General features: G+C 63.2%; 24 protein-coding genes and 1 tRNA gene. 15 read left to right on the forward strand and 10 right to left on the reverse strand.

Annotation, left to right across the window (positions count from 1 at the left end):
* Positions 1 to 54: 54 nt before the first annotated feature.
* From dsbD to purH, 8 genes are all read left to right on the forward strand, one after another.
* Positions 55 to 2,085: a protein-disulfide reductase DsbD gene (dsbD, locus tag QD228_RS01430; RefSeq protein WP_279874195.1), complete on the forward strand. Its 2,031-nt coding sequence runs from the start codon at positions 55 to 57 to the stop codon at positions 2,083 to 2,085.
* 284 nt (positions 2,086 to 2,369) lie between these two features.
* Entirely contained in the window at positions 2,370 to 2,807 is a 438-nt protein-coding gene (aroQ, locus tag QD228_RS01435; protein ID WP_077371872.1) for a type II 3-dehydroquinate dehydratase, read from the forward strand.
* Between the two features lie 166 nt (positions 2,808 to 2,973).
* The gene (accB, locus tag QD228_RS01440; RefSeq protein WP_077371869.1) at positions 2,974 to 3,444 is read left to right on the forward strand and encodes an acetyl-CoA carboxylase biotin carboxyl carrier protein; all 471 of its coding nucleotides are present in this window, start codon (positions 2,974 to 2,976) and stop codon (positions 3,442 to 3,444) included.
* A 19-nt stretch (positions 3,445 to 3,463) separates the two neighbouring features.
* Complete coding sequence (gene accC, locus QD228_RS01445; RefSeq protein WP_077371866.1) at positions 3,464 to 4,804, forward strand: acetyl-CoA carboxylase biotin carboxylase subunit; 1,341 nt, start codon at positions 3,464 to 3,466, stop codon at positions 4,802 to 4,804.
* Positions 4,805 to 4,988: 184 nt separating this feature from the next.
* Positions 4,989 to 5,903, forward strand: a complete 915-nt coding sequence (gene prmA / locus QD228_RS01450; protein ID WP_077371862.1) for a 50S ribosomal protein L11 methyltransferase — start codon at positions 4,989 to 4,991, stop codon at positions 5,901 to 5,903.
* Between the two features lie 168 nt (positions 5,904 to 6,071).
* The gene (gene dusB / locus QD228_RS01455) at positions 6,072 to 7,106 is read left to right on the forward strand and encodes a tRNA dihydrouridine synthase DusB (RefSeq protein ID WP_077373125.1); all 1,035 of its coding nucleotides are present in this window, start codon (positions 6,072 to 6,074) and stop codon (positions 7,104 to 7,106) included.
* A 47-nt stretch (positions 7,107 to 7,153) separates the two neighbouring features.
* Entirely contained in the window at positions 7,154 to 7,399 is a 246-nt protein-coding gene (gene fis, locus QD228_RS01460) for a DNA-binding transcriptional regulator Fis (protein WP_225348107.1), read from the forward strand.
* Positions 7,400 to 7,461: 62 nt separating this feature from the next.
* Complete coding sequence (gene purH, locus QD228_RS01465; RefSeq protein WP_279874197.1) at positions 7,462 to 9,039, forward strand: bifunctional phosphoribosylaminoimidazolecarboxamide formyltransferase/IMP cyclohydrolase; 1,578 nt, start codon at positions 7,462 to 7,464, stop codon at positions 9,037 to 9,039.
* Positions 9,040 to 9,149: 110 nt separating this feature from the next.
* Here purH and QD228_RS01470 read toward each other — a convergent pair whose 3' ends face one another.
* Positions 9,150 to 10,241, reverse strand: coding sequence for an amidohydrolase family protein (locus QD228_RS01470; protein ID WP_176492920.1), 1,092 nt, complete (start codon positions 10,239 to 10,241; stop codon positions 9,150 to 9,152).
* Between the two features lie 62 nt (positions 10,242 to 10,303).
* Entirely contained in the window at positions 10,304 to 10,543 is a 240-nt protein-coding gene (locus tag QD228_RS01475) for a DUF2061 domain-containing protein (protein WP_176502795.1), read from the reverse strand.
* A 214-nt stretch (positions 10,544 to 10,757) separates the two neighbouring features.
* On the opposite strand from QD228_RS01475, the gene glsB reads away from it, so the two are divergent.
* The gene (gene glsB, locus QD228_RS01480) at positions 10,758 to 11,756 is read left to right on the forward strand and encodes a glutaminase B (RefSeq protein ID WP_254696424.1); all 999 of its coding nucleotides are present in this window, start codon (positions 10,758 to 10,760) and stop codon (positions 11,754 to 11,756) included.
* A 612-nt stretch (positions 11,757 to 12,368) separates the two neighbouring features.
* On the opposite strand, the gene QD228_RS01485 is transcribed toward glsB, so the two are convergent.
* From QD228_RS01485 to QD228_RS01510, 6 genes are all read right to left on the reverse strand, one after another.
* A complete protein-coding gene (locus QD228_RS01485) occupies positions 12,369 to 13,826 on the reverse strand; it encodes an NAD-dependent succinate-semialdehyde dehydrogenase (protein WP_084209170.1) in 1,458 nt (485 codons plus the stop codon).
* Positions 13,827 to 13,917: 91 nt separating this feature from the next.
* Positions 13,918 to 14,283 (reverse strand): hypothetical protein, encoded by a 366-nt coding sequence (locus QD228_RS01490; RefSeq protein WP_279874199.1) that lies wholly within the window; start codon positions 14,281 to 14,283, stop codon positions 13,918 to 13,920.
* A gap of 35 nt (positions 14,284 to 14,318) precedes the next feature.
* Positions 14,319 to 14,744 carry a dihydroneopterin triphosphate 2'-epimerase gene (gene folX, locus QD228_RS01495; RefSeq protein WP_279874201.1) on the reverse strand — a complete coding sequence of 142 codons (426 nt, stop codon included), beginning with the start codon at positions 14,742 to 14,744 and terminating at the stop codon, positions 14,319 to 14,321.
* A gap of 86 nt (positions 14,745 to 14,830) precedes the next feature.
* Complete coding sequence (gene folE, locus QD228_RS01500) at positions 14,831 to 15,382, reverse strand: GTP cyclohydrolase I FolE (RefSeq protein ID WP_077371842.1); 552 nt, start codon at positions 15,380 to 15,382, stop codon at positions 14,831 to 14,833.
* A 269-nt stretch (positions 15,383 to 15,651) separates the two neighbouring features.
* The gene (locus tag QD228_RS01505) at positions 15,652 to 16,749 is read right to left on the reverse strand and encodes a serine/threonine protein kinase (RefSeq protein ID WP_279855147.1); all 1,098 of its coding nucleotides are present in this window, start codon (positions 16,747 to 16,749) and stop codon (positions 15,652 to 15,654) included.
* A 101-nt stretch (positions 16,750 to 16,850) separates the two neighbouring features.
* A complete protein-coding gene (locus tag QD228_RS01510) occupies positions 16,851 to 17,468 on the reverse strand; it encodes a ComF family protein (RefSeq protein ID WP_279874202.1) in 618 nt (205 codons plus the stop codon).
* A gap of 328 nt (positions 17,469 to 17,796) precedes the next feature.
* Between QD228_RS01510 and bioB the strand changes: the two genes are divergently transcribed.
* From bioB to QD228_RS01540, 6 genes are all read left to right on the forward strand, one after another.
* Positions 17,797 to 18,975, forward strand: coding sequence for a biotin synthase BioB (gene bioB, locus QD228_RS01515; protein ID WP_279874204.1), 1,179 nt, complete (start codon positions 17,797 to 17,799; stop codon positions 18,973 to 18,975).
* An 18-nt stretch (positions 18,976 to 18,993) separates the two neighbouring features.
* Positions 18,994 to 20,325, forward strand: coding sequence for an 8-amino-7-oxononanoate synthase (locus QD228_RS01520; protein WP_279874206.1), 1,332 nt, complete (start codon positions 18,994 to 18,996; stop codon positions 20,323 to 20,325).
* Positions 20,322 to 21,143, forward strand: coding sequence for a hypothetical protein (locus tag QD228_RS01525; protein WP_279874208.1), 822 nt, complete (start codon positions 20,322 to 20,324; stop codon positions 21,141 to 21,143). Before QD228_RS01520 ends, QD228_RS01525 begins: the two co-directional genes overlap by 4 nt.
* Position 21,144: 1 nt before the next feature.
* On the forward strand, positions 21,145 to 21,972 hold the full coding sequence (locus QD228_RS01530) for a methyltransferase domain-containing protein (RefSeq protein WP_279874210.1): 828 nt from the start codon (positions 21,145 to 21,147) through the stop codon (positions 21,970 to 21,972).
* A gap of 38 nt (positions 21,973 to 22,010) precedes the next feature.
* Positions 22,011 to 22,802 (forward strand): dethiobiotin synthase, encoded by a 792-nt coding sequence (gene bioD, locus QD228_RS01535; protein ID WP_279874212.1) that lies wholly within the window; start codon positions 22,011 to 22,013, stop codon positions 22,800 to 22,802.
* Between the two features lie 90 nt (positions 22,803 to 22,892).
* A tRNA-Leu gene (locus QD228_RS01540) sits at positions 22,893 to 22,977 on the forward strand.
* Between the two features lie 392 nt (positions 22,978 to 23,369).
* On the opposite strand, the gene QD228_RS01545 is transcribed toward QD228_RS01540, so the two are convergent.
* Complete coding sequence (locus tag QD228_RS01545; RefSeq protein ID WP_136938304.1) at positions 23,370 to 23,636, reverse strand: hypothetical protein; 267 nt, start codon at positions 23,634 to 23,636, stop codon at positions 23,370 to 23,372.
* 332 nt (positions 23,637 to 23,968) lie between these two features.
* Positions 23,969 to 24,295, reverse strand: a complete 327-nt coding sequence (locus tag QD228_RS01550; RefSeq protein WP_077371819.1) for a YnfA family protein — start codon at positions 24,293 to 24,295, stop codon at positions 23,969 to 23,971.
* Positions 24,296 to 24,511: the final 216 nt, after the last annotated feature.

The raw sequence follows: 24,511 nt of genomic DNA on the forward strand, positions 1-24,511 counted from the left end.
CACAGGCACTCGCAAGATCGGCTTCTTCTCCCGGCACTGCAAAAGGATGCCTTCGTGCTTCGTCCGTTTCCCGCAAATGACGCGATCTCCCGCCAGATTCGCGCCAGTCTCGCCCTCGCCCGACCGATGCGCCCCGGGGTGCTGCTGGTCATTGTGCTGCTCCTCAGCCTGACCACTTTCGCCCTGCCAGCCCATGCCGGGCTGTTCGGCAGCAGTCCGGCCGCCTCCTCCAGCAGCGAATCGTCTACCGGGCTGTTCACGAGACAGGCATCCAGCAGCGACTTCCTGCCGGTCAGCGAGGCCTTCACGCCCCGCGCATGGCGTGAAGGCGACACCCTCTATGTCGGCTTCACCAGTGCCGAGGGCTATTACCTCTATCGCCATCAATTCGACTTCGCGACTTCCCGTGACGACCTCCGGCTCGGTGCCGCGGACCTGCCCCCAGGCGAATTCAAGCAGGACCCCTATCTGGGCGACGTGCACGTCTTCCATGACCCACTGGTCATTCGCCTGCCTCTGACAGCCGCAGACCGTCAGAATGCCCCGGACGAGGCGTCATCGATCAGTGGTCCGGTACCGATATCCATCACCTTCCAGGGGTGTGCCGACGCCGGCCTCTGCTACCCCCCCGAGACCGTCACGCTCGAGGCCGGTGAGCAGAGTGCGCCCGATGCCTTTGCCCACCTGATGCCTGATGCCGCCGCCCTGGAGAACGGCGCTGCCGACGACACTGGCGCACATCGTGCCGGCGAGCCCACCGCTATCCCGGGGACGGATGGCAGCTTTCGAGCATTGTTCACGGATGCCGGCCTCGTCACCTTGCTCGGGCTGTTCTTCCTGGCAGGCCTCGGGCTGACCTTCACGCCCTGCGTGCTGCCGATGATCCCGATTCTCAGCTCGATCATCGTCGGCCAGCGCCCCAGCCGCCCGCGCGCCTTGCTGCTGTCGTCAAGCTACGCCCTGGGCATGGCGTTCACCTACGCCGCGGCCGGCACGCTGATGGGTCTGTTCGGCGCCGGCCTCAACCTGCAGGCCCAACTGCAATCTCCCGTCGTGCTGATTCCCTTTGCCGCCCTGTTCGTGCTGTTCGCGCTGGCCATGTTCGGCGCCTTCAATCTACGCCTGCCCGGCCGCCTGCATTCGCGCCTCGACACGCTGCAGGGGCGCCTGATGAATGCCGGCCCGGGGGGATTGGCGCTGGCAGGCGCGTTATCGGTACTCGTGGTATCGCCCTGCGTCTCGGCACCTCTGGCCGGAGCGCTGGTCTATCTCTCCGCCAGTGGCGATGCCACCAGTGGCGGGTTGGCGCTGTTCGCGCTCGGGCTCGGCATGGGGGTGCCGCTGGTACTGGTCGGCACCTTCGGCGCCAGTCTCCTCCCCAGGGCCGGCGGCTGGATGGAAGGCATCAAGCAGGCCTTCGGCATTCTGCTGCTGGGCGTGGCGCTGTGGCTGGTAGAGCGCTTGCTGCCGGCCTCGCTGGCGGTGCTGGGCTGGGCGGCATTGGCCATCGGCACCGGGGTGGCGCTCGGCGCGATCAGCTCCTCAAACCACGGCTGGGCCCGCGCCCGTCAAGCACTGGGGCTGCTGGCACTCGGCTGGGGGATGATCAGCCTGCTGGGCGTGGCCGGCGGCGCAAGCGATCCGCTACGCCCATTGGCCCCCTTCACCGGAGGCGGAACTGCCTCGGGACAGGCAACCGAGCAGACGCTGGACTTCACCACCGTCACCGACTTGGCTGCCCTCAAGCGCGAGCTGGCACTGGCTGACCGTCGCGGGCAACCGGTCTTCGTCGATTACTACGCCGACTGGTGCATCTCCTGCAAGGTGATGGAGCGCGAGGTCTTTCCGCGCGTCGCGAGCCAGCTGCGCCAGTTTCATCTGATTCGCGCCGATGTCACCCAGACGGATGCCACCACCCGTGAGCTGCTGTCATCGTTCGGCCTCTTCGGACCGCCCAGCCTGCTGTTCTTCGCAGGACAACAGGAAATGACCGAAGCGCGGATTCAGGGAGAGGTCGATGCCGAGCAGCTGGGCGAGCATCTCGACAAGGTGCTGCGTCACCATCGCACTGCCGCGGGTGCATGATCTGGCGGGAGTCAGCCATGCCGGACACCGGCAGATGACGTCGCGATGTTGACGGGATGGCAGTGCGGGAGAGTCGGCGTGGCAATCAGGATAAAAGCGGCAGGAAATCCGGTTCGGTGCCAAACTGGACAGCGTTCGAGAATTTCGGCAGAATCCGCGTCACTGCGACAACAGTCTAGGCTCAATAGGTAAACGTCGCGGATAGTGACGGTATCTTTGCATTTTCACCCAGGGTTAACAGCTCAGCGAGTCACGCACTTGCTTCCGCTGACAAGAGGACTTTCATGGCGCGCATCCTGGTACTCAACGGCCCCAACCTCAATCTGCTGGGCACCCGCGAGCCCGAGGTGTACGGCACGACCACCCTGGAAGATATCCGCTCACGTCTGGAGACACGGGCCAGCCAGGCTGGCCACCAGCTGGACTGGCTGCAATCGAATGCCGAGCATGTGCTGGTAGATCGCGTGCATGCGGCCCGTGAGGATGGCACCGCCATCATCCTGATCAATCCCGCGGCCTTTACCCATACCAGCGTAGCGCTGCGCGATGCCCTGCTGGGGGTCGCACTGCCCTTCATCGAGCTGCACCTGTCCAATACCCATGCCCGCGAGGCGTTCCGCCATCATTCCTATCTTTCCGATGTGGCACGCGGCGTGATCATGGGGTTTGGCGCTCGAAGTTACGACATGGCGCTTGATGCCGCCCTGGCCGATCTTGCCTAGCAGGAGAGTCCCGGCGCAGCCTTCAGGCACGGCAGGCCTCATAGCTGCCTGAGACAAGGATTGACCGGCCCATCGGTCGGGACAGCCAATATCGCTGTCACCCGCAACCAGTTACGTCTCGGTTGCACACCCCATTTCCAGCCACCTTTATATCGGGATGAATTTCATGGATATCCGCAAGGTCAAGAAGCTGATCGAGCTGCTCGAAGAGTCCAACATCAGCGAAATCGAGATCCAGGAAGGCGAAGAGTCCGTTCGCATCAGCCGCCATCCGCAGGGCTTCGCCCAGCAGCCGATGATGCAGGCCCCGATGATGATGCAGCAGCAACCGATGCAGCAGCAGGCCGCACCGGCAGCCGGCAGCGTCGAGGCACCGGCAGCCGCCGCTCCGGCAGCGCCGCAGGGCCACACCATCAATTCGCCGATGGTCGGCTCCTTCTATCGCTCTCCGGCACCGGGCTCCAAGGCCTTCATCGAAGTCGGCCAGAGCGTCAAGAAAGGTGATACCGTCTGCATCGTCGAAGCCATGAAGATGATGAACCAGATCGAAGCCGACAAGGATGGTGTGGTGGAAGCCATTCTGATCGAAGACGGCGAGCCGGTTGAATTCGACCAGCCCATGATCGTCATTTCCTGATCCCAACGGACACGTCACCATGCTCGACAAGGTACTGATTGCCAACCGCGGCGAGATTGCACTTCGCATCCTTCGCGCCTGCAAGGAACTGGGCATCAAGACGGTAGCGGTGCACTCCAAGGCCGACCGCGATCTGATGCACGTCCGCCTGGCCGACGAAGCTGTCTGCATCGGCCCGGCCTCCTCTGCCAAATCCTATCTGCACATCCCGGCGCTGATCGCAGCCGCCGAGGTGACGGACGCCGACGCCATCCATCCGGGCTACGGCTTCCTGTCGGAAAACGCCAACTTCGCCGAGCAGGTCGAACGCTCAGGCTTCGCCTTCATCGGCCCGCGCGCTGACACCATCCGCATGATGGGTGACAAGGTCGCGGCCATCGAAGCGATGAAGCTGGCCGGCGTCCCGACCGTACCGGGCTCCGATGGTCCGGTGCCGCAGGATGAAGACGAGATGTTCGCCATCGCCGAGCGTATCGGCTACCCGGTGATCATCAAGGCCGCCGCTGGCGGTGGTGGTCGCGGCATGCGCGTGGTGCACTCCAAGGCCAGCCTGCTGTCCTCGGTGAGCATCACCCAGGGTGAAGCCGCCGCGGCCTTCGGCGACGGCACGGTGTACATGGAGAAATTCCTCCAGAACCCGCGTCACGTCGAAGTCCAGGTGCTGGCCGATGGCCAGGGCAACGCCATTCACCTGTATGACCGCGACTGCTCCCTGCAGCGTCGTCACCAGAAGGTGCTGGAAGAAGCGCCGGCACCGCAGCTGGATGAGGAAGCCCGTGCCAAGGTCCTCAAGTCGTGCACCGATGCCTGCATCGAGATCGGCTATCGTGGCGCCGGCACCTTCGAATTCCTGTACGAGAACGGCGGGTTCTACTTCATCGAGATGAACACCCGCGTTCAGGTCGAGCACCCGGTGACCGAGATGGTCACGGGCGTCGACATCGTCAAGGAGCAGCTGCGCATCGCCTCCGGCCTGCCGCTCTCCATCAAGCAGGAAGACGTCAAGCTGCGTGGCCACGCCTTCGAATGCCGCATCAATGCCGAAGACTCGCGCACCTTCATGCCGTCTCCGGGCAAGGTCGAGCTCTATCACGCGCCGGGCGGTCTGGGCGTGCGCATGGACTCGCACCTGTACTCCGGCTACACCGTGCCGCCGCACTACGACTCCCTGATCGGCAAGCTGATCACCTGGGGCGAGAGCCGCGAGATCGCATTGACGCGCATGCGCAATGCCCTCGATGAGCTGCTGGTGGAAGGCATCAAGACCAACACTGACCTGCAGAAGGATCTGGTGCGTGATGCCGGCTTCCAGGAAGGTGGCGTCAACATCCATTATCTGGAGAAGAAGCTGGGCCTGTAATCTGCCCTGCTTGAGACTGGCAGCATCGGTCGACACATGACAGAAGGGTGGCCTCGGCCGCCCTTCTGTCGTTTGCGCAGGGGCCCTTGAGTGCGCTCAGGGTCATGCCGGCATCCGAGCGCCCCTGCCCCCACTGCCGCTTCGTCTATTCTCTTCACTCCCTACCTATTCGACAGGAGCCACCATGTCCTGGCTGCAACTCAAGGCGCGTATCGCCCCCGACCACGCCGAGATTCTCGAGCATCTGCTGATGGAAGAAGGTGCCTGCGCCATCACCCTGCAGGACGCCGAGGATCAGCCACTGTTCGAGCCGGATCTCGGCAGCACGCCGCTGTGGAGCGAGACAGTGCTTACCGGCCTGTGGGATGGCACCGAAGGCATCGAGACCATGCGCGAGCGGGTCAAGGCCGGCTGGGCGGCACTGATTCCCGATGAGCCCTGCCCGGAGATCGAGGTCGAGATTCTCGAGGACCGCGACTGGACACGTGAGTGGATGGACGGCTTCGAGCCGCTCAAGATGGGCCAGCGGCTGTGGATCGTGCCCAGCTGGCATGACGCGCCGGAACAGGACGCCGTCAACCTGATGCTCGACCCGGGCCTGGCCTTCGGCACCGGCACTCACCCGACCACCGCCCTGTGCCTGGAATGGCTCGATGGCCTGGCCGTGGAGGGCAAGCTCGCCCGGCACAGCGTGCTGGACTTCGGCTGCGGCTCCGGCATCCTGGCCATCGCCGCACTCAAGCTCGGCGCGGTGGATGCCATGGGCACCGATATCGATCCCCAGGCCCTGCAGGCCTCCCGCGACAACGCCCAGCGCAACGAGGTCAGCGACAGGCTGACACTGTGCTACCCGGACCGCCTGCCGGACGCGGGCTATCAGATCGTGGTCGCCAACATCCTGGCCGGCCCGCTGGTAGAGCTGGCCCCGCAGATCGCGGGCAGTGTGGCCCCGGGTGGCCTCCTGGCGCTTTCCGGCATTCTCGCGCCCCAGGCGGGAGACGTGCTCGAGGCCTATCGTGAGGCCGGCCTGATCATGGAAGAGCCCACCGAGCGCGATGGCTGGGTGCGCCTCAACGGCCAGCGCCCGCTCGAGGGCTGAGCCACGCGATACCATGAGTGCCGCAGCGCAGGGAATCCACGGCGCAAAGGAAGACCTCCGGAACGCGCCACGGATGAAATAGCCCTTCAAACCCTGCGGCGCTCTAGGTATCATGACGCCCCCGTGATGCCTGCATCGCGCGCCACCCCACTGCATGACACGAGCCCCATGACCGAGACATCCCTTCACGCCGAGCTCCCGCGCATCGGTGTGCACCAGTTGCCCAATCGCGTGATTCTGGCCCCGATGGCCGGCGTCACCGATCGCCCGTTCCGACAGCAATGTCGTGAGCTGGGCGCGGGGCTCGTGGTCTCGGAGATGGTGACCAGTGACAAGCGCCTGTGGAACACCGTCAAGTCGCGCACGCGCATGAATCATGCCGGTGAACCCGGCCCGCGTGCCGTGCAGATCGCCGGGGGCGATGCCGCGATGCTGGCCGAGGCCGCGGCACTCAACGCCGAGATGGGCGCCGAGATCATCGACATCAACATGGGCTGCCCGGCCAAGAAGGTCTGCAACAAGGCCGCCGGCTCTGCCCTGATGCGTGATGAGCGTCTGGTCGGCGAGATTCTCGAGGCCGTGGTGCGTGCCGTGAAGGTGCCGGTCACGCTGAAGATGCGCACCGGCTGGTGCGAGGAAACACGCAACGCCATCACCATCGCGCGCATGGCCGAGAGTGCCGGCATCCAGGCGCTCTCCGTGCATGGTCGCACCCGTCAGCAGAAATATACCGGTGAGGCCGAATACGACACCATCGCTGCGGTGAAGGCGGCAGTCTCGATCCCGGTCTTCGCCAATGGCGATATCGACAGCGGCGAGAAAGCGCGACATGTGCTTGACTATACGGGCGCCGATGCCGTGATGGTCGGCCGTGCGGCCCAGGGCAACCCCTGGATCTTCCGCGAGATCAATCACTATCTGGCCACTGGCCAGGTAGCTTCCGGCCCGAGCGATGCGGAGCGTGCCCAAGTGATGCGCACCCATCTCGAGGCCCTGTATGAATTCTACGGTGACTACATGGGCGTGCGCATCGCGCGCAAGCATGTGGGCTGGTACCTGGCGACCCGCGAGGATGGCAGTGAGTTGAAGCGCAGCTTCAATCCTCTCGAGGAGCCCGATGAACAGCGCCAGTTCCTGACCCGCCTGTTCGGCGAGCCGGAAGGCATCGCCCGCACCGAGACGCAAGGAAGTCACGCAGCATGACCAGCAGGCACCCTCTATCCCCTGACGACGCAAGCCAGGCCACGCTGATGACGCCCGTTCGGCACCATCAGACCCTGCGCGAAGCCGTCGAGCATTCCATGGCGCGCTACTTCGCCCACCTGGATGGCGAGCAGGTCACCGACCTGCATGCCATGGTGATGGCCGAGGTCGAGGCGCCGCTGCTGGAAGCGGTGATGGCCCACGCCCAGGGCAACCAGACCCGCGCCGCCGATATGCTGGGCCTCAATCGAGGCACGCTGCGCAAGAAGCTCAAGCAGTTTGATCTGATCTGACCCCGCCGGGGCATCCTCACAGGTGCCCCGGCGTCTTTTTGTTGATCCACGAGTGGAGCATCATGCAAGCCAAGCCCCAAGCCATCCGTCGCGCCCTCCTGAGCGTTTCCGACAAGACCGGCATCGTCGAATTCGCCCGAGCCCTCGACGCCCGTGGCGTCGCCCTGCTGTCTACCGGCGGCACCTTCCGTCTGCTCAAGGACAACGGCCTGGCCGTGACCGAAGTCTCCGAGCACACCGGCTTCCCGGAAATGATGGATGGCCGGGTCAAGACCCTGCATCCCAAGATCCACGGCGGTATTCTCGGTCGACGCGGTCAGGATGATGCGGTGATGGCCGAGCACGGCATCGACCCCATCGACATGGTCATCGTCAACCTGTATCCGTTCGCCGCCACCGTGGCCAACCCGGATTGCTCGCTGGAAGACGCCATCGAGAACATCGATATCGGCGGCCCGACCATGGTGCGTTCCTGCGCCAAGAACCACGCGCACACCACCATCGTCGTCAACGCGGCCGACTACGACCGCGTGATCGCCGAGATGGATGCCAATGACAACGCCGTCAGCGACGAGGCGCGCTTCGACCTGGCCGTGGCAGCCTTCGAGCACACCGCCGCCTACGACGGCGCCATCGCCAACTGGCTGGGTCAGCGGGTCGAGGGTGGCAGTGAAGGTCTGCCGCGTCAGTACAACGTCAGCCTGAGCAAGAAGCAGGACATGCGTTACGGCGAGAACCCGCATCAGCAAGCGGCCTTCTACGTCGAGGACGGTGCCACCGAGGCCAGCGTCGCCACGGCCGTGCAGGTCCAGGGCAAGGCGTTGTCCTACAACAACGTCGCCGATACCGATGCCGCCTTCGAGTGCGTCAAGGCCTTCGACGAGACCGCCTGTGTCATCGTCAAGCACGCCAACCCGTGTGGCGTCGCCATCGGCGAGTCTGCCCTGGCCGCCTACGAGCGCGCCTATCAGACCGACCCGACCAGCGCCTTCGGCGGCATCATCGCCTTCAACGTGCCGCTGGACGCCGAGACCGCGCAGGCCATCGTCTCGCGCCAGTTCGTCGAGGTGATCATCGCCCCGGGAATCAGCGACGAAGCCGCTGCCATCGTCGCCACCAAGGCCAACGTGCGTCTGCTCGACGTCGCGGAGGCCTGGGCGGCCGAGCGTACCGGCGGTCACGACTTCAAGCGCGTCACCGGCGGTCTGCTGGTGCAGGACCGCGATCAGGGCATGGTCGGCCGTGATGAACTCAAGGTCGTCACCGAGCGCGCGCCGAGCGAGCAGGAACTCAACGACCTGACCTTCGCCTGGAAAGTGGCCAAATTCGTCAAGTCCAACGCCATCGTCTACATCAAGGATGGCCAGACCATCGGTGTGGGCGCCGGTCAGATGAGCCGCGTCTATTCGGCCAAGATCGCCGGCATCAAGGCCGCCGATGAAGGGCTGGAAGTGCCGGGCTCCGTGATGGCCTCCGATGCCTTCTTCCCGTTCCGTGACGGCATCGACGCCGCGGCGGCGGCCGGTATCACGGCCGTCATCCAGCCGGGTGGCTCCATGCGTGATCAGGAAGTCATCGATGCCGCCAACGAAGCCGGCATCGCCATGGTCTTCACCGGCATGCGTCACTTCCGTCACTGATCGACGGCTCTGACACATGATGTGTGAGCCTCTCTGACGCTCACGAAAAAGCCCCCGCCAGCGAATCGCTGACGGGGGCTTTTCGTATGCCGGGGCATCAACGCCTGCCCCTATTCGACAGGCAGTCTGACCAGGCGCAGGAAGTTGTCACGGGCGACATTGTGCGCCGTCTGTGGCGACAGGGCATCGAGGAATGGCGTGTAACTTGCCAGGATATCGCCCACCGAGCCGAAGCGCCCGACCACGTCACTGCCAAGCACGAAGCGCTGTGGGAAGCGCTCGACCAGCTTGACCCAGCGCGGGCGCGGCTGGCCCTTGTCATCCAGCAGATACGGCTCCAGCACTGACCAGGACAGGTCGATATTCAGGTTGGGATAGGTTTCCAGCATGCGCTCGATCTCGCCGTGCAGCCATGTCATGCGCCCCAGGCGACGATTGAGCTCGGCACTGGTACCCGCATGTGCCCAGATGAAGGTCGTGTCCGGATTGTCGCGCACCGCACTCTCGAATTCCTCGAGATACAGCCCCTCATGCCCCTCACGCTTGCTGGTGACATTGGAATGCACCATCACCGGCAGGCCCTTCTCCGCCGCCAGCGCATAGACCTTTCTCAAGGCGGGATGATTGGCTCGTGGCGTCTCGCCCTCGGTCAGGCGCGTCAGGTCATCATGACGCGTGAAGACCTCGCCGATGCCTTTCCAGAAGCCGGGATAGATCGCCATCAACTGGCGAATCTCATCGGCAGCATTCAGATCAGTGGGATTGAAGCCGGTGATGAACGGCGAGAAACGCGCCTGGACCGGCTCGGGAGCGCGAGTCAACGCCTCGGCCAGAATGTAGTCGGTACCGGAGTACCAGTAGACCGGCCCATCATCACCCATGTAGTAACGCGGCTTCTTGGGCGCGTCCTGCTGCCATTTCTTGGCGACACCGATGCCCGTGATCAGGGCATGATCCACCTGCGCCTCATCCATGGCATCCAGCAAGGCCCCCAGGCCATCGCCCTGCTGGAAGAAGTCGACGAAGTGCAGGTGGGCGTCGCTGTAGTGATAATCGCGTGTCTCATCGGCAGCCACGGGCTCGGCGACAGCCATGCTGCCGGCAAGCCCCAACAGCAACGCCAGCGCCCCCTGGAGGAGAGGACGCTGGCGCAGACAGGACAGGCGAGAGAAACGGACGGGGCGAGAGGCAAGCTTCAGCATGGGTGGCTCCGAGGAAAGATCGCTCGATTCTGCGGTGCCCACCCTTGCCGGCGCAAGTGTCCTCAGCTCGCCAATACCGCACCATTCATGCCGGAGGGGCGGCTTCCCTGCCGTTCAGCTGCCTGCTGACGACGGGCAGTCACACGATTCCAGACCTTCTCGTGGAAGAAGAAGGCGACGGTGTTGACCGCAGGCTCGACGATGGCGACCAGACCGCCGACCACGATGTCACCGGTCAGCAGGTAGGTGACACCGAAGGCGATGGAGAAGTGCATGCTGGCAAAGGTCAATGTCTTGATCATGTTGGCTGCCCTCCGGGCGGTCTGTGCTCAGCGAGACGCTGAACCCCAGCGCGTCGCGTGTCTCTTGGTGGGCAACCTGTTGTTGTTGCCTCGATGTAATGAATGATAGTGAGTCTCATCTGCAACTTGAAATCACTTTGCCCTACCCCGCTGATAAGGGCTGGCTATCAAGCGCTCGGATCACCACGCGCCACAGCCCACAGGATTGGGTAGAATGCGCAGCCGTACCATGCGATTGCATTCCCATCCACTCTGTCTCCTCAAGGTCGCCATGACGCCGCCACTCGACTCTGATGCCCTCCAGACGCTGCTTGAACGCCTGTCCAATGATGCCAGCCGCTGCTTCAACGAGGGCAAGGTCGCGGATTACATCCCGGCCCTGGCGCAGGTGGACCCGGATCAGTTCGGGATTGCCGTCTGTCATGTCGATGGCCGCGTCCAGTATGCCGGGGATGCACACACGCGCTTCTCGATCCAGTCGATCTCCAAGGTCCACGCACTGGTACTGGCGATGCAGCGTCTGGAAAGCGACGAGATCTGGTCACGCGTGGGACGTGAACCCTCTGGCCAGGCGTTCAATTCGATCATGCAGCTGGAGGTCGAGAACGGCATTCCACGCAACCCGTTCATCAATGCCGGGGCACTGCTGATCACGGACCTGCTGGTCTCGCGCATCGTCTCGATCCAGAACACGCTGCGTGAACAGCTCAGACGCCTGTCCGGCAGCCCCGACATCGGCTTCGACGAGAAGGTGGCGCGCTCCGAGATGGACCACAAGGCACGCAATGCCTCGCTCGCCTACCTGATGCAGGCCTATGGCAACGTGCACTCCGATGTGGATGACCTGCTGGACACCTACTTCCACAGCTGTTCGGTATCGATGAACTGCGTGGAGCTGGCCCGCAGCTTCGCCTTCCTGGCCAATCGCGGCGTCAACCCACTGGATGGCAAGGAAGTGGTCTCACCCTTGGAGACACGCCAGCTCAATGCGCTATTGCTGACCTGTGGGCTCTATGACGCGGCGGGAGACTTCGCCTGGCGCGTGGGCCTGCCGGGCAAGAGTGGTGTCGGCGGCGGCATCATCGCCATCCTGCCGGGACAGATGAGCATCTGTGTGTGGTCGCCGCGCCTGGACGGCTATGGCAACTCGATTGCCGGCCGGCATGCATTGGAAGGATTGGTGGCGGGTATGGGGCTGTCACCGCTGGGCTGAAGAGCGAGGAGTGAGGAGTGAGGGCTGAGAAGGGAGAACTGAGAAGTGCGGGCTGACAATACTGAGCTGGGAACCGGCCATAAAAAAGGGCAAGTCGCGTCCGCCACGCCACTCGCCCTGTCTTCAATCCTTGAAGACTATCACCACAGGTCCCGCTCTTTAACTGTAGCGTAAATAAGCATATCCACAAGTAAGAGAATGCCGACAAAGCACACCTGTCTTTGTCCCTGATCTGCGGTAAAAGACGGCGGCATACCGCTTTGGTCTGACACACGCAGCGCGATCAATGCCCGAGACACCTCACCTCTACGACCAATGACGCATGGGCCTTTTGTCGCGAGATTGCCCCCTCTCGCGCATGCCGCTCTCTCGTCAGCAGCGAAAGATCGCTCTCAGCAGCAGCGAAAATTCCATAGGTTGCAGACACGCTTGGCGGCAACAGGCCGGATGACTGAATGACATGAAAAAGCCCGCCCGGTGTCCCGGGCGGGCTTTTTGCAACTGATGTCGTGTCCGGTCATTGCCTTGAGCGCTGGCCATCCATCGACGATGCCACGTTCAAGGATGCAGGCTCAAGCAGGGATCGACGGCGCAGACCCGATGACGAACGGCTCAGCCAAGTGAGAGACACAGATACTTGGTTTCCATGTACTCCTCGAGGCCATACTTGGAGCCCTCACGGCCCAGCCCCGATGCCTTGGTGCCGCCGAAGGGCGCGGCGGCGTTGGAGATCAGTCCGGTGTTGATACCAACCATGCCGTAATCCAGACCTTCCGAGACGCGCCAGACACGCTTGAGATCCGTGCTGTAGAAATAGCTGGCCAGCCCGAACTCGGTATCGTTGGCCATCTCGATGGCCTCTTCCTCGCTCTCGAAGGGGAAGATGGCTGCCAGCGGCCCGAAGGTTTCCTCACGGGCCACCTTCATCTCCGGCGTCACCTGCGAGATCAACGTCGGGGTGAAGAAGCTGCCACCCAGCGGATGCGGATGACCGCCCAGCAGCAGCTCGGCCCCCTTGTCGAGCGCATCCTGCACGTGATCCGTGACCTTCTCGACGGCGTCACCATCAATCAGTGGGCCGACCTTGACGCCCTCTTCCATGCCGTTGCCCACGGTCAACTCGGCATTCATCGCCGCTGCCAGCTTCTCGCTGAAGGCATTGACCACGCTGGACTGCACCAGGAAACGGTTGGTGCAGACGCAGGTCTGGCCGGCATTGCGGAACTTGGCTGCCATCGCGCCTTCCACCGCCGCATCGAGATCGGCGTCTTCGAACACCAGGAAGGGCGCATTGCCGCCAAGCTCGAGCGAGATCTTCTGGATATGCTGTGAGGCATTGGCCATCAGTCCGCGGCCAACTTCGGTGGAGCCGGTGAAGGTGACCTTGCGCACGAGACGCGAATCGGTCATCGCCTTGGCGATATCCCTGGCAGAGCCCGGCACCACGTTGAAGACACCACGCGGCACACCAGCGCGCTCCGCCAGCACCGCCAGCGCCAGCGCCGAGAAGGGAGTCTGACTGGCCGGCTTGACCACGATGGGGCAGCCCGCCGCCAATGCGGCACCCGCCTTGCGGGTGATCATCGATGACGGGAAGTTCCACGGCGTGATCGCCCCCACGACACCGACGGGTTGCTTGAGCACCATGATGCGCTGATCACGCTTGGCTGCCGGAATGGTGTCACCGTAGACTCGCTGCCCTTCCTCGGCGAACCAGCGCAGGAAGCTGGCGGCATACTGGATCTCACCGGCGGATTCGGCGAGTGGCTTGCCCTGCTCCAGGGTCATGATCTGCGCCAGGTCATCCTTGTGCTCCTGCATCAGGGCGTACCACTTCATCAGGATGTCGGCACGTTCCAGCGCGGGGGTTTCCTTCCAGTCAGCGAAGGCATTCTGGGCCGCCTCGATGGCACGCTCGGTTTCCGCATAGCCCAGACGAGGCACTCGGCCGATGATCTCGCCGGTGGCCGGATTGTCGACCTCTATCTGCTCACCGGAATCCGCGGCGACCCAACCACCATCAATATAGGCAAAGGGGCGAAAGAGACTGGTATCGTTGAGATGTTCCATGAAGACTCCAGAAGCATGCAGGTGGATCGAGGCGGCGTTGAGCGCTAGCCGAGACTATTCAAGACTAGCCTAATAGAACCTAGATGCGGGTTCAGTGCCAGAACCACAACCCTGCCAGCACCAGTCCTGCCATGGCCAGCCCCGTGATCACACGCCCCATGGGCCACTCGCGTCGGCCGGATGGCTGCTTGCCGGCCCCGACAGACGACGGCGGTACCTCACCGAGCTCGCGCTCCGGCGGCATCGACACGACACGCCGCGCCTTCTGCTGCTTGACCCGCGCATTGAACACCTGACTCGCACGCCCGTCACGCACCTCGAAATCCACCGCCAGTCCCGGCCCCGGGAGACCGCGACCGCGCCAACCGACAAGATCGAACACGTACTCGGCGCCCCTGTCATCCGTGATGACACCCTCCTGGGTGGCATCATCGAACCGAGTGATCTCTCCGATCATGCTGCCCCTCCTGACATCCCGTCTCTCCTGACTGTCTAGCGTCCGACACTTTCCGTCTGGATATGGTCTTCCCGGCTGTCCGACAGGGTGATGGACACCGAATCGGAGAAGCGCAGCGCATGCGGCTTGTCGATCTCGACCTGAGCCGTCAGCACCTGCTCATGCTGCATCACGATATCCAGCACTTCCCGCGTCATGCGCTCGAGCAATGCGAAACGCCCGTCCTCGACATGCGCGATCAGCTGCTTGGTGATGGTGCGATAGTTGAGGGCTTCGCTGATGTGGTTGAACTGAACCGCACGCGCGGCGCGGTAGCGGATCACCACATTGATCACGACATCCTGACGATTCTGGATCTCGTCATCGTTGATCCCGATATAGGTGCGCAGACGCAGGTTCTTGATGCGAATGGTGGCAAGATCATGATCGAGATGTTCATCGTGCAAGGCATGCATCGGCATCGACGGGGACTCCTGAACAAGAGATGTCAGACAAACGACTCACAGACGACGACGCCGCCTCGAGAGGCGGCGTCGTGGCTATCGGATCAGCTGATCAGGGTCAGGAATTCCTGACGGGTCGGCTGATTCTCGCGGAAGGCCCCCAGCATCACGGAGGTCTTCATGCTGGAATTCTGCTTTTCCACGCCACGCATCATCATGCACATGTGGCGCGCCTCGACCACCACCGCCACACCCCGTGCGCCGGTCACCTGCTGGACCGCCTCAGCGATCTGCTTGGTGAGGTTTTCCTGGATCTGCATGCGGCGCGAGTACATGTCGGTGATGCGCGCGAACTTGGACAGCCCCAGCACCTTGCCCGCCGGCAGATAGGCGATATGGCACTTGCCGATGAACGGCAGCATGTGATGCTCGCACATCGAGTAAAGCTCGATGTCCTTGACCAGTACCATCTCGTCGGTGTCCGAGGTGAAGACGGCGCCGTTGACGATCTCCTCCAGCGACTGATGATAGCCATGGGTCAGGAACTGCATGGCCTTGGCAGCACGCATGGGCGTGTCCTGCAGGCCCTCGCGCTGCGGATCCTCACCCAATGCAGTGATGATCTGGCGGTAATGGTTGGCAATCTCTTCGGTCATCCGTCTGCCTATGGTATCGGTCAGGGGCGCGCATGAGCGCACGCATAGCAGGGGTAAAGCACATAACTTATACAATATTTTAACGTTGAATTGATATTGTATAAGTTAGTGTTCAATGTCAGCGCAGATTCTACCTCAGGCCCGCCTCCAACGCAGGCCTGATCACGTCTTTCCCGCAAGGCCGCAACGACGACGCCCTCAACGCAAGGCGTCGAGGGCGTCGGGTCATGGGACTCAAGAATGGCCCACCGGTCTCCGGCGCGGGCGGCTCACGCCAGCCAGCGAGGAGCATCAAGCACGACTCGCTGCTGCTCAAGACTGCGGATGTGGTCATCCCAGTACCCCAGGCTCGCGACATGCGAGAAGGCCTGCGGGAAGGCGGGGTCCGTCCAGCGCCGTACCACCCAGGCACTGTGACGCACCATGCGCAGCGTACGCAGTGTCTCGATCCACTTCAGCTCCCCGCGATTGAAGTCGCAGTGCTGCTCATATCCTTCCAGCACCTCGGACAACTGCATGTGGAGCTCGGGGTCACTCTCTCCCGTCAACAGCATCCACAGATCCTGAATGGCAGGCGCATTGAGACAATCATCGAAATCCACCAGCGCGAAGCTGTCATCCCGCCCCAGCATGTTGCCGATATGGCAGTCACCATGCGCACGCAGCAAGCCACTCTGCGGCCAGCTCTGCTCCGCCACCAGGGGGCGCAACGCCGCGATGACACGCTGATAGCTTTCACTCTGACGCTCACTCAGCCAGTCGGAGGCCAGCACGCTGTCACGACTCTCCTCGAGGATGCGCAGTGGCGTGAGCGTTTCACGCTCCTGGAAGAGGCCTTGACGTCCGACGGCGTGCACGCGACCGATCAGCTCTCCCAGATGGTAGAGGTGCTCGGGAGATTCGAGTTCGGGAGCCCGCCCGACCACATGGGGAAACAGCGCGAAGTCGAAGCCTTCGTGATGATGCAAGGTCTCACCCCTGGCATCCGCCCAGGCGGGCGCACCGGGAACGCCCTCGGCTTCCAGCTCGGCCAGAAAGGCGTGCTCCTCGAGGATCTGGGCGCGGCTCCAGCGATCCGGACGATAGAACTTGGCGACCCAGCGCCGCCGGTCATCATCGGCCAGGTGATAGACCCGATTCTCATAACTGTTGAGCGCGAAGGGCTCGCCGGGCAACCAGAAACCAAGCGACTCGACGGCGGCCACGACACGATCCGGCGCAAGCGCATCAAAGGGATGTGAACGCTTGTCCAGTTCGCCTTCCCGGGATGACGCAGCCTCCCAGGTGTTGCCGTTGGCGCGCTCATCAAGCTCGCGCGAGGTGCCGGATGATTGCGAATCAGCAGGTGTAACAGGATCAATAGGCATGGCAATTCCTCGGGCATGGACCAGCAAACGGCTGCCGGACCTTGCATGCTATGAGATTAGACCCTCACACCGCCAGTCCCGCAGGCCATAGACCAATAGCATCATGGCGAACCAGGCGGCGTACGCGCCAGCACACAGGCGGCGACCTCTCGAGCCCCCGCCCGCTGACAGGCCTGCGCCAGGCTGTCGAGGGTCGCGCCACTGGTCATGACATCATCGATCAACAGCACGCTTTCCGGCAGAGGAGCGCTGATGTCATAACGTCCGCGTTGCGCCTTCAGACGTCCGCGCCGCCCCCGCAGACGCTGATCCTCATCGGCCGCATGTCCCGAGCGAATCCGCACCACGTCACCGCGTTGTCGTTCACGCACCCGCAGACCACGCGTCAGCTCCACCAGCACCTCATGCCCCCGCGTTCGTCGCCGTCGCGAATCCCCCGGCACCAGGATGACCCATGCCTCGGGACGTGCTGCCAGCCACTCCCGACAGAACGGGGCCAGCTCTCGCGTCATCAATTGGCGCAGCAGGAGCCCGGCACGCCTCTGATGCTGGTCCTTGTAACGCTGGAAGAGACCCGCGATCAGCCCCTCATAGCGCAATGGAGCGTACACGTGCTGATAGGCCGGTGGCGTCCGCAGACACCGTGCACAGGCCACCTGACTCAATGCCTCGGAGGCCACCGGCTCGGCACAGCACGGGCAGGCATGACGATTGCGCACGATCCGCTCTTCACAGGCCTCGCACCAGTCGCCATGGCGACCCCTCGGGCGCCTGCCATGCTCATGCCCTCGTTGCTGCTGCAGGCAGAAGGCACAGGGGCGTGACACACGCCTCCTGTCAACCAGCAGAACTTCCAGCGTTGACAGCACTCGCGAAAACTCTATCATTTCAGTCAACCCTCATTCATGAATCGCGTTGACTGACCGACAGCCGTCGCTCGCGGGACTGAATGGCGGCGTGCGCCTGACCCGAAGACACTGGCGATCGTCCGGCGCTGACTGCCACCTGACGCGTCTCACTGCCTGCCTGAAGAAGGATCTCACTCCCATGACCGTAGAAGCCCCGAGCGTGACCACGCAAACCTCGCACGACGAACGGACCAACGCAGATGGCGAGGTACGTCACGACTGGCGCGTCGAGGAAATCGAAGCGTTGTTCGCCCTACCCTTCAATGACCTGCTGTTCCGGGCCCAGCAGGTCCACCGCCAGCACTTCGATCCGAATGCCGTCCAGGTCTCGACCCTGCTGTCGATCAAGACCGGCGCCTGCCCGGAGGACTGCAAGTACTGCCCGCAGTCAGGCCACTACAACACTGGCCTGGGCAAGGAAAAGCTGATGGAGATCCAGAAGGTGGTCGAGCAGGCCCGCGCCGCCAAGGATGCCGGTGCCAGCCGTTTCTGCATGGGTGCCGCCTGGAAGAGCCCGCGGGAGCGCGATCTCGAGGTGGTCACCGAGATGGTGCGTCAGGTGAAATCACTCGGACTGGAAACCTGCATGACGCTGGGAATGGTCGATACCGATCAGGCCAGAAAGCTCGCGGATGCCGGCCTCGACTACTACAACCACAATCTGGACACCTCACCGGAGTACTACGGCGAGATCATCACCACGCGCAGCTACAGCGAGCGCCTGGACACCCTGGCCAGCGTGCGCGAAGCCGGCATGAAGGTATGCTCCGGCGGCATTCTCGGCATGGGGGAAACCACCACGGATCGTGCCGGCCTGCTGCGCCAGCTGGCCAATCTGCAACCACAGCCGGAATCGGTGCCGATCAACATGCTGGTCAAGGTGGCGGGCACACCGCTGGAAAATGTCGAGGATCTCGACCCCATCGAGTTCATCCGTGCCATCGCCGTGGCGCGCATCATGATGCCGAAGAGTCACGTGCGCCTGTCCGCCGGTCGCGAGCAGATGGACGATTCCACCCAGGCGCTGGCCTTCCTCGCCGGTGCGAACTCCATCTTCTATGGCGAGCGCCTGCTGACCACCGGCAATCCGCAGGCCAACCGTGACCGCGAGCTGTTCGAGCGCCTTGGCCTGCACCCGGAAACCCGCCAGGAAGTCGCCAGTGACGATGTGCGGGAAGCGGCGCTCAAGGCGGCCATGGAAGAACAGGCGCGCGCCAACGTCGAAGGCAGCCTGTTCTACGATGCCACCCGCGAGGCGACGCCCGCCAGCGATGAAGGCCACGTCCGTGAACGCAAGCCCTGCGGTCTGGTGGTCTGATCTCACGTGGCCACCGACATGCCCACCCGCTCACGCACGCGCTCCAGTGGCGGCGCAAGCTTCGCCCACCTGGACGACCTGCTCGCCAGACGCGAGCAGGTCGGGCGCTATCGCCGGCGCCTGACACTGGATTCGCCACAGGGGCCCCACGTCAGCCTCGCCGGACAGGCAGCAGGTGAAGAGGCACGTCCGCTGCTCAACTTCACCGCCAACGACTACCTGGGACTGGCCAACCACCCGGCACTGGTCGAGGCCGGCTGTCGCGCGGCGCATGAATTCGGTGTCGGCAGCGGCAGTGCCCATCTGGTCAATGGTCACCAGACGCTTCATCACCGACTGGAAGCCCGTCTGGCCGAATTGACCGGACGCCCGCGTGCGCTGTTGTTCTCCACCGGCTTCATGGCCAATCTCGGCGTGATCGATGCGCTCGCGAGCGCCTCGCGCGAGGCCGGGCGCACTCTCGAGATCTTTCATGACCGTCTCAACCACGCCAGCCTCCTCGATGGCGCGCGGCTGGCATCCTCCGGCAACTCAACCGTGCGCTCGCGCCGCTTCCATCATCGCGACCTCGAGGATCTCGAGCGCCAGCTGGCACGCTCACAGGCCGACGACAGACTGGTGATCAGCGATGGCGTGTTCAGCATGGATGGCGACTGTGCCGATATCACGGGCCTCGCTCGGGCATGTGCTCGCCATGGCGCCTGGCTGATGATCGACGATGCGCATGGGGTGGGCGTGCTGGGCGAGCACGGCGAAGGACTGGTCGGACGGGACACTCCGCTGGCCGAAGTGCCGGTATTGGTGGGCACGCTGGGCAAGGCCCTGGGCAGCGCTGGCGCCTTCGTCGCCGGCAGCGAGGCATTGATCGAAAGCCTGATCCAGCTGGCCCGCCCGTATATCTACACCACGGCGCAACCCCCGCACGTCGCTGCCGCCACCCTGGCAGCGCTGGATATCGTCGAGCAGGAACCACAGCGACGCGAGCACCTGGCGGCGCGCGTACGACAGTTTCGCGAGGGGTGTGCAGCTCTGCTGGCATGCAGTGGTCTGGCGCTCGGCCTGCCCCCGGTGACGGCAGGCACCCCCTCACCCCTCACTGACCCGATGACACCGATCCAGCCACTGATACTCGGTAGCGAGACTCGTGCCCTTGCCTGGAGCGCGGCACTGCGCGAGCGAGGCATTCTGGTATCTGCCATTCGTCCCCCGACGGTCCCTGCCGGCAGTTCACGCCTGCGCTTCACCTTCAGTGCCGCGCACAGCGAGAACGATGTCGAGACTCTGCTGGCCGCCCTCAGGGAGGTGCTGGAATCGAGCACTACCAGACCCACCACGGGGGCCGAGACATGACGCGATTGACACGTCTGGTGCTGTTCAACGGCTGGGGTATCGATGCCCGCATCTGGCAACCCTTGAAGACGCGACTGGCCGAGCGACAGCAAGCTGCCGAACGAGAGCGGACTGCCGGACCTGCGACACGCCCGATCGAGATCGTGACGGCAGACTGGCCCCTTGCGGCGCCTGACGATCCCGAAGCAGCTCCTTCGCACCTCGGCGGAGCGGACACGCTGTGGCTGGGCTGGTCATTGGGGGCGCTACGCGCCGAGGCACTCGCGACTGCGCTGCCGATGGACCAACGGCCCGCGGCACTCATCGCGTTGGCCATGGGGCCGGCGTTCATCACGCCGGATCACGCGACTCCCGAGACGACTCTTGCTCATCGCAGGTCCCCGGCGCCCCTTCCGGCACTGCCCAGCACCACGCTCACCACTTTCCAGACAGCCTTTGCCCGCTCTCCGCTCGCCAGCTGGCAGCATTTCCTGCGCTGGCAGGCCAGTGGCGAGCCTGACCCGCGCGACTGCCTGCGGCAGTTGCGTGAATTGATCGGCACTCGCCCTGAAAGCTCTGTCGATGCACTCTCGGCAGGGCTCGAGGAGCTGGCCACGCGGCGAATGTCACTGACACGAGCAGTTCCGAATCTCGAATTCTGGCTGGGCCGGGATGATCCATTGCTGGCACCGGGACTTGCCGAGGCACTGCGTGATCACGGCCATCAGGTGGTGGAATATTGCGGCGGACATTGTCTGCCACTGAGTCACCATGATGACCTGGCCGATGCCCTGCTGACTCGCATGGGCCATGTCGTCGTTGCAAGGGAAGAAGGCTGAGATGCAGATGGTGACCCTGCCCCACGCGTCGTCGCGCCAGCGTATCGCTCAGGCCTTCGATCGCGGCGCGAGCGAATACCTCACCCTGGCACGCGCCCAGCATGTCATGGCCAGCCGATTGTTCGAGACCTTGCCGACAACGCTTCCAGATGCTGCGGTGGTACTGGATCTGGGGTGCGGCCCCGGCCAGTGGACACGTGAGCTGGCGTGCCACTACCCCACCGCACGTTGCCTGGGGCTGGATCTGTCGATGGCCATGCTCAGAGAGGCCTCGAGATCCCCCGACACGCCGCCTCGGCACATGACACCGGGCAACGCGCAACCTCCTATCCACTGGTTGCGCGGCGATGCCGAGCGCCTGCCAGTGGCCGACAACAGTCTGGACCTGGTGTTCTCGAGCCTGGCAGTGCAATGGTGCCCCACCCCCCGCCACTGGCTGGGGGAGCTTGCGCGTGCACTGAAGCCGGGTGGCAGGGCGCACATCAATACGCTCGGACCAGGCACATTGGCAGAGATCCGCCATGCCTGGCAGCGACAGGATGACTCGGTCCGACACTTTCCCTCCCGAGAGCAGCTGATCGACTGGGCACGGCGCACTGGCCTCAAGGTGCATTGCCAGACACATCGTCATGTATTCCATTATCCTGACGTCTCGGCCGTCATGCGCTCCATCAAGGGAATAGGCGCCCAGACAGCGAGCGGGTATCGCCTGACACGTGCGGATCTGGCCCAGGCGACCGCCCGACACGAGGCGCTTCGCACATCGCAAGGATTGCCTGTAAGCTATCAAGTCATTGAACTTGTCATGGAAAAATCAGTCACAGACTGACAGACATCAACGCGAACACTTTGCAGAAAGATAACGAAATGCCATCAGCGCACTTGAGCAATACCAGCCAGCCTTCCGCCTGCCATGACACCCCCCACGGTATCGCGGCCTTCGTGACCGGCACCGACACGGAAATCGGCAAGACCTTCATCGCAAGCGCCTTGCTGGCTCGTGCCCGCATGCGAGGCCTGAGCACTCTCGGGCTCAAGCCCGTGGCGTCAGATTGTTTCGAGAGTCACGACGGGCTGGTCAATGCCGATGCCCTGTCGCTGCAGGCACAGTGCGAGCCGCCCGCGGATTACGAGAGCATCAATCCCTGGCGATTCGCTCCGGCCATCGCGCCACACATCGCCGCACGCCAGGCAGGCGTGAGTCTCGAAGTGGCCAGAATCTCTCGACACATTCGTCACCAGCGCGAGAGGGCCCCGCGTGACCTGACCTTGATCGAGGGAGCAGGCGGCTGGCGCGTTCCGCTCAATGACGAGGAAGATTTCTCGGATCTGGCCATCGCCTTGGGGCTACCGGTGATCCTGGTGGTAGGCCTGAGACTCGGGTGCATCAATCATGCACGTTTGACCCTGGAAGCCATCGAGCGCGATGGGCTTGAGGTGGCAGGCTATGTCATCAACCATCTGGAAGCCGACATGGAAGTCAGTGAAGACAACATGGCGACGTTGTCGCGCACGCTGAAAGCGCCCTGTCTCGGCGTGGTGCCTTGGGTGCGTGATGATGACCTCACTGACAGCCGCCATGCGGCAGAACGCGCCGCGAGCTATCTGCAATTGCCCTGCGGACTCGAGTCACGCAGCCAACATGGCCACCATGACTGACAAGCCGTCGCTGTGGCCTCCCTCAAGGGATAATTGGCCACAAGCGATTGACTTGAAAGGCATCGCAGGTAAAATGCACGCCAGCTTCTCGCGGAAGTGGTGGAATTGGTAGACACGCCAGATTTAGGTTCTGGTGCCGCAAGGTGTGGGGGTTCGAGTCCCCCCTTCCGCACCATCAGCACATCCTGCTGATGCCCTCTCGAAGCATCCTCTCTGTCTTTCCTGATCTATCCCCTGCTCCATCAGTCCGCTGTCCACATGATGCGACGTGCTGTGTGATGCGACCTTTCATGGGATACGACTTTCCATGTGCTGCGCCCACGCGTATCGCTTCTCTCGTCGTGGCTTGCCACACGCTGCATTCCCATGGCGTCGGGCTTGTGTACTCCGTCATTTCCCCTTGCCGTTCTCGCTAGCCGTTTCCCCCTGGCTTCTCCCTCTGTCGTCACACTCCAGTCGTTTCCCTGTCGGATTCAGCGCCCCCTTTCAGCGCCCCCTTTCAGCGCCCCCTTTCAGCGTCCAACCGCTTGCATCGAGGAAACGACATCCTCTCTGTTCTTGTCTGGCTCAACGAGGCCTCAGCCTGTCCTGCAGCGTCGCCAGCGTCAGGCGCGCATCGTCCAGAAGTGCCTGTTGCTCATGACGATCATGATGCGCCTCACCGGCCGCTGCCAGTTGCAGATTCAGATACTCGACACCGCTGGTGAAGCGATAGAACGCCTTGTGCGAGGCCACGGCACGGAATGCCTCGAGCTGATCTCCGGGCACCTCAAGCGGTCTGCCGGCGATGACCTCGGGCTCAGCCTCGCGAAGTGTCGCAAGCAGTGGCCTCACGGCAGCATTCCACTCGTGACGACGCGGTAGATGGCGTGCGAGCAAGAATCCGACGAGGCCGCCAAGCACTATCCCACCAAGGCCCCACAGCAGTTCACTTGTCATGTTGGTGTCTCGGTGCATCCATCAGTGATCCAGCATCCTGGTAATAAAGCATGAGTCCTTCTGATACTAACGCGCTGGTGCGCACGGAGTGTAGCGCCTTGACGGAATCCTCCATTCCCGACATCCGTCATGAGACCTTCGTCCTACAAGATCGGCCTGCTGCAGCGGACGATCATGCCATCAGGGCCAGGCGTTCAGGGACCGGCTCAGCGAGCCCGCCCGCGGACTCACTGCGCCCGCCCTCCCCACAGAATCAGCGCACTGCCCAGCAGGCAGACCAGCGAGCCGAGCAGATCCCAGCGACCCGGCACCTGTTGCTCCACCAGCCAGAGCCAGAGCAGCGAGGTGACGATATATACCCCACCATAGATGGCAAAGGCTCGCCCCGCCTGATCGACATCCACCAGCGACAGCAACCAGGCAAACGCACCGAGGCTCATCATGCCCGGGATCAGCCACAAAGGGCTGCGATCCAGTTTCCACCACGCCCAGAAGGCGAAACAGCCGGCAATTTCCGCCAGTGCCGCCAAGGGATAGATCCATACGATTGCCATGACGATATCCTTGCAGGGAAAGATGACAGCGCCTCATCACCTGTCGTGATCAGACGACTCCCCTGTACGAGAAAAAGCGAATAGGATTGACCTGCGGCTGACAGGAACCTCGGGGCCACCCGGACGCCAACCGCTTCCCACGAAAACAATGCCAGGATTGGCGACGTCTTGCGGCGCAGCATAGCGCGACGCGACGTGATGACAAGGAACCTGCAG

The organism is Cobetia sp. 3AK, assembly GCF_029846335.1.
GTDB lineage: Bacteria > Pseudomonadota > Gammaproteobacteria > Pseudomonadales > Halomonadaceae > Cobetia > Cobetia marina.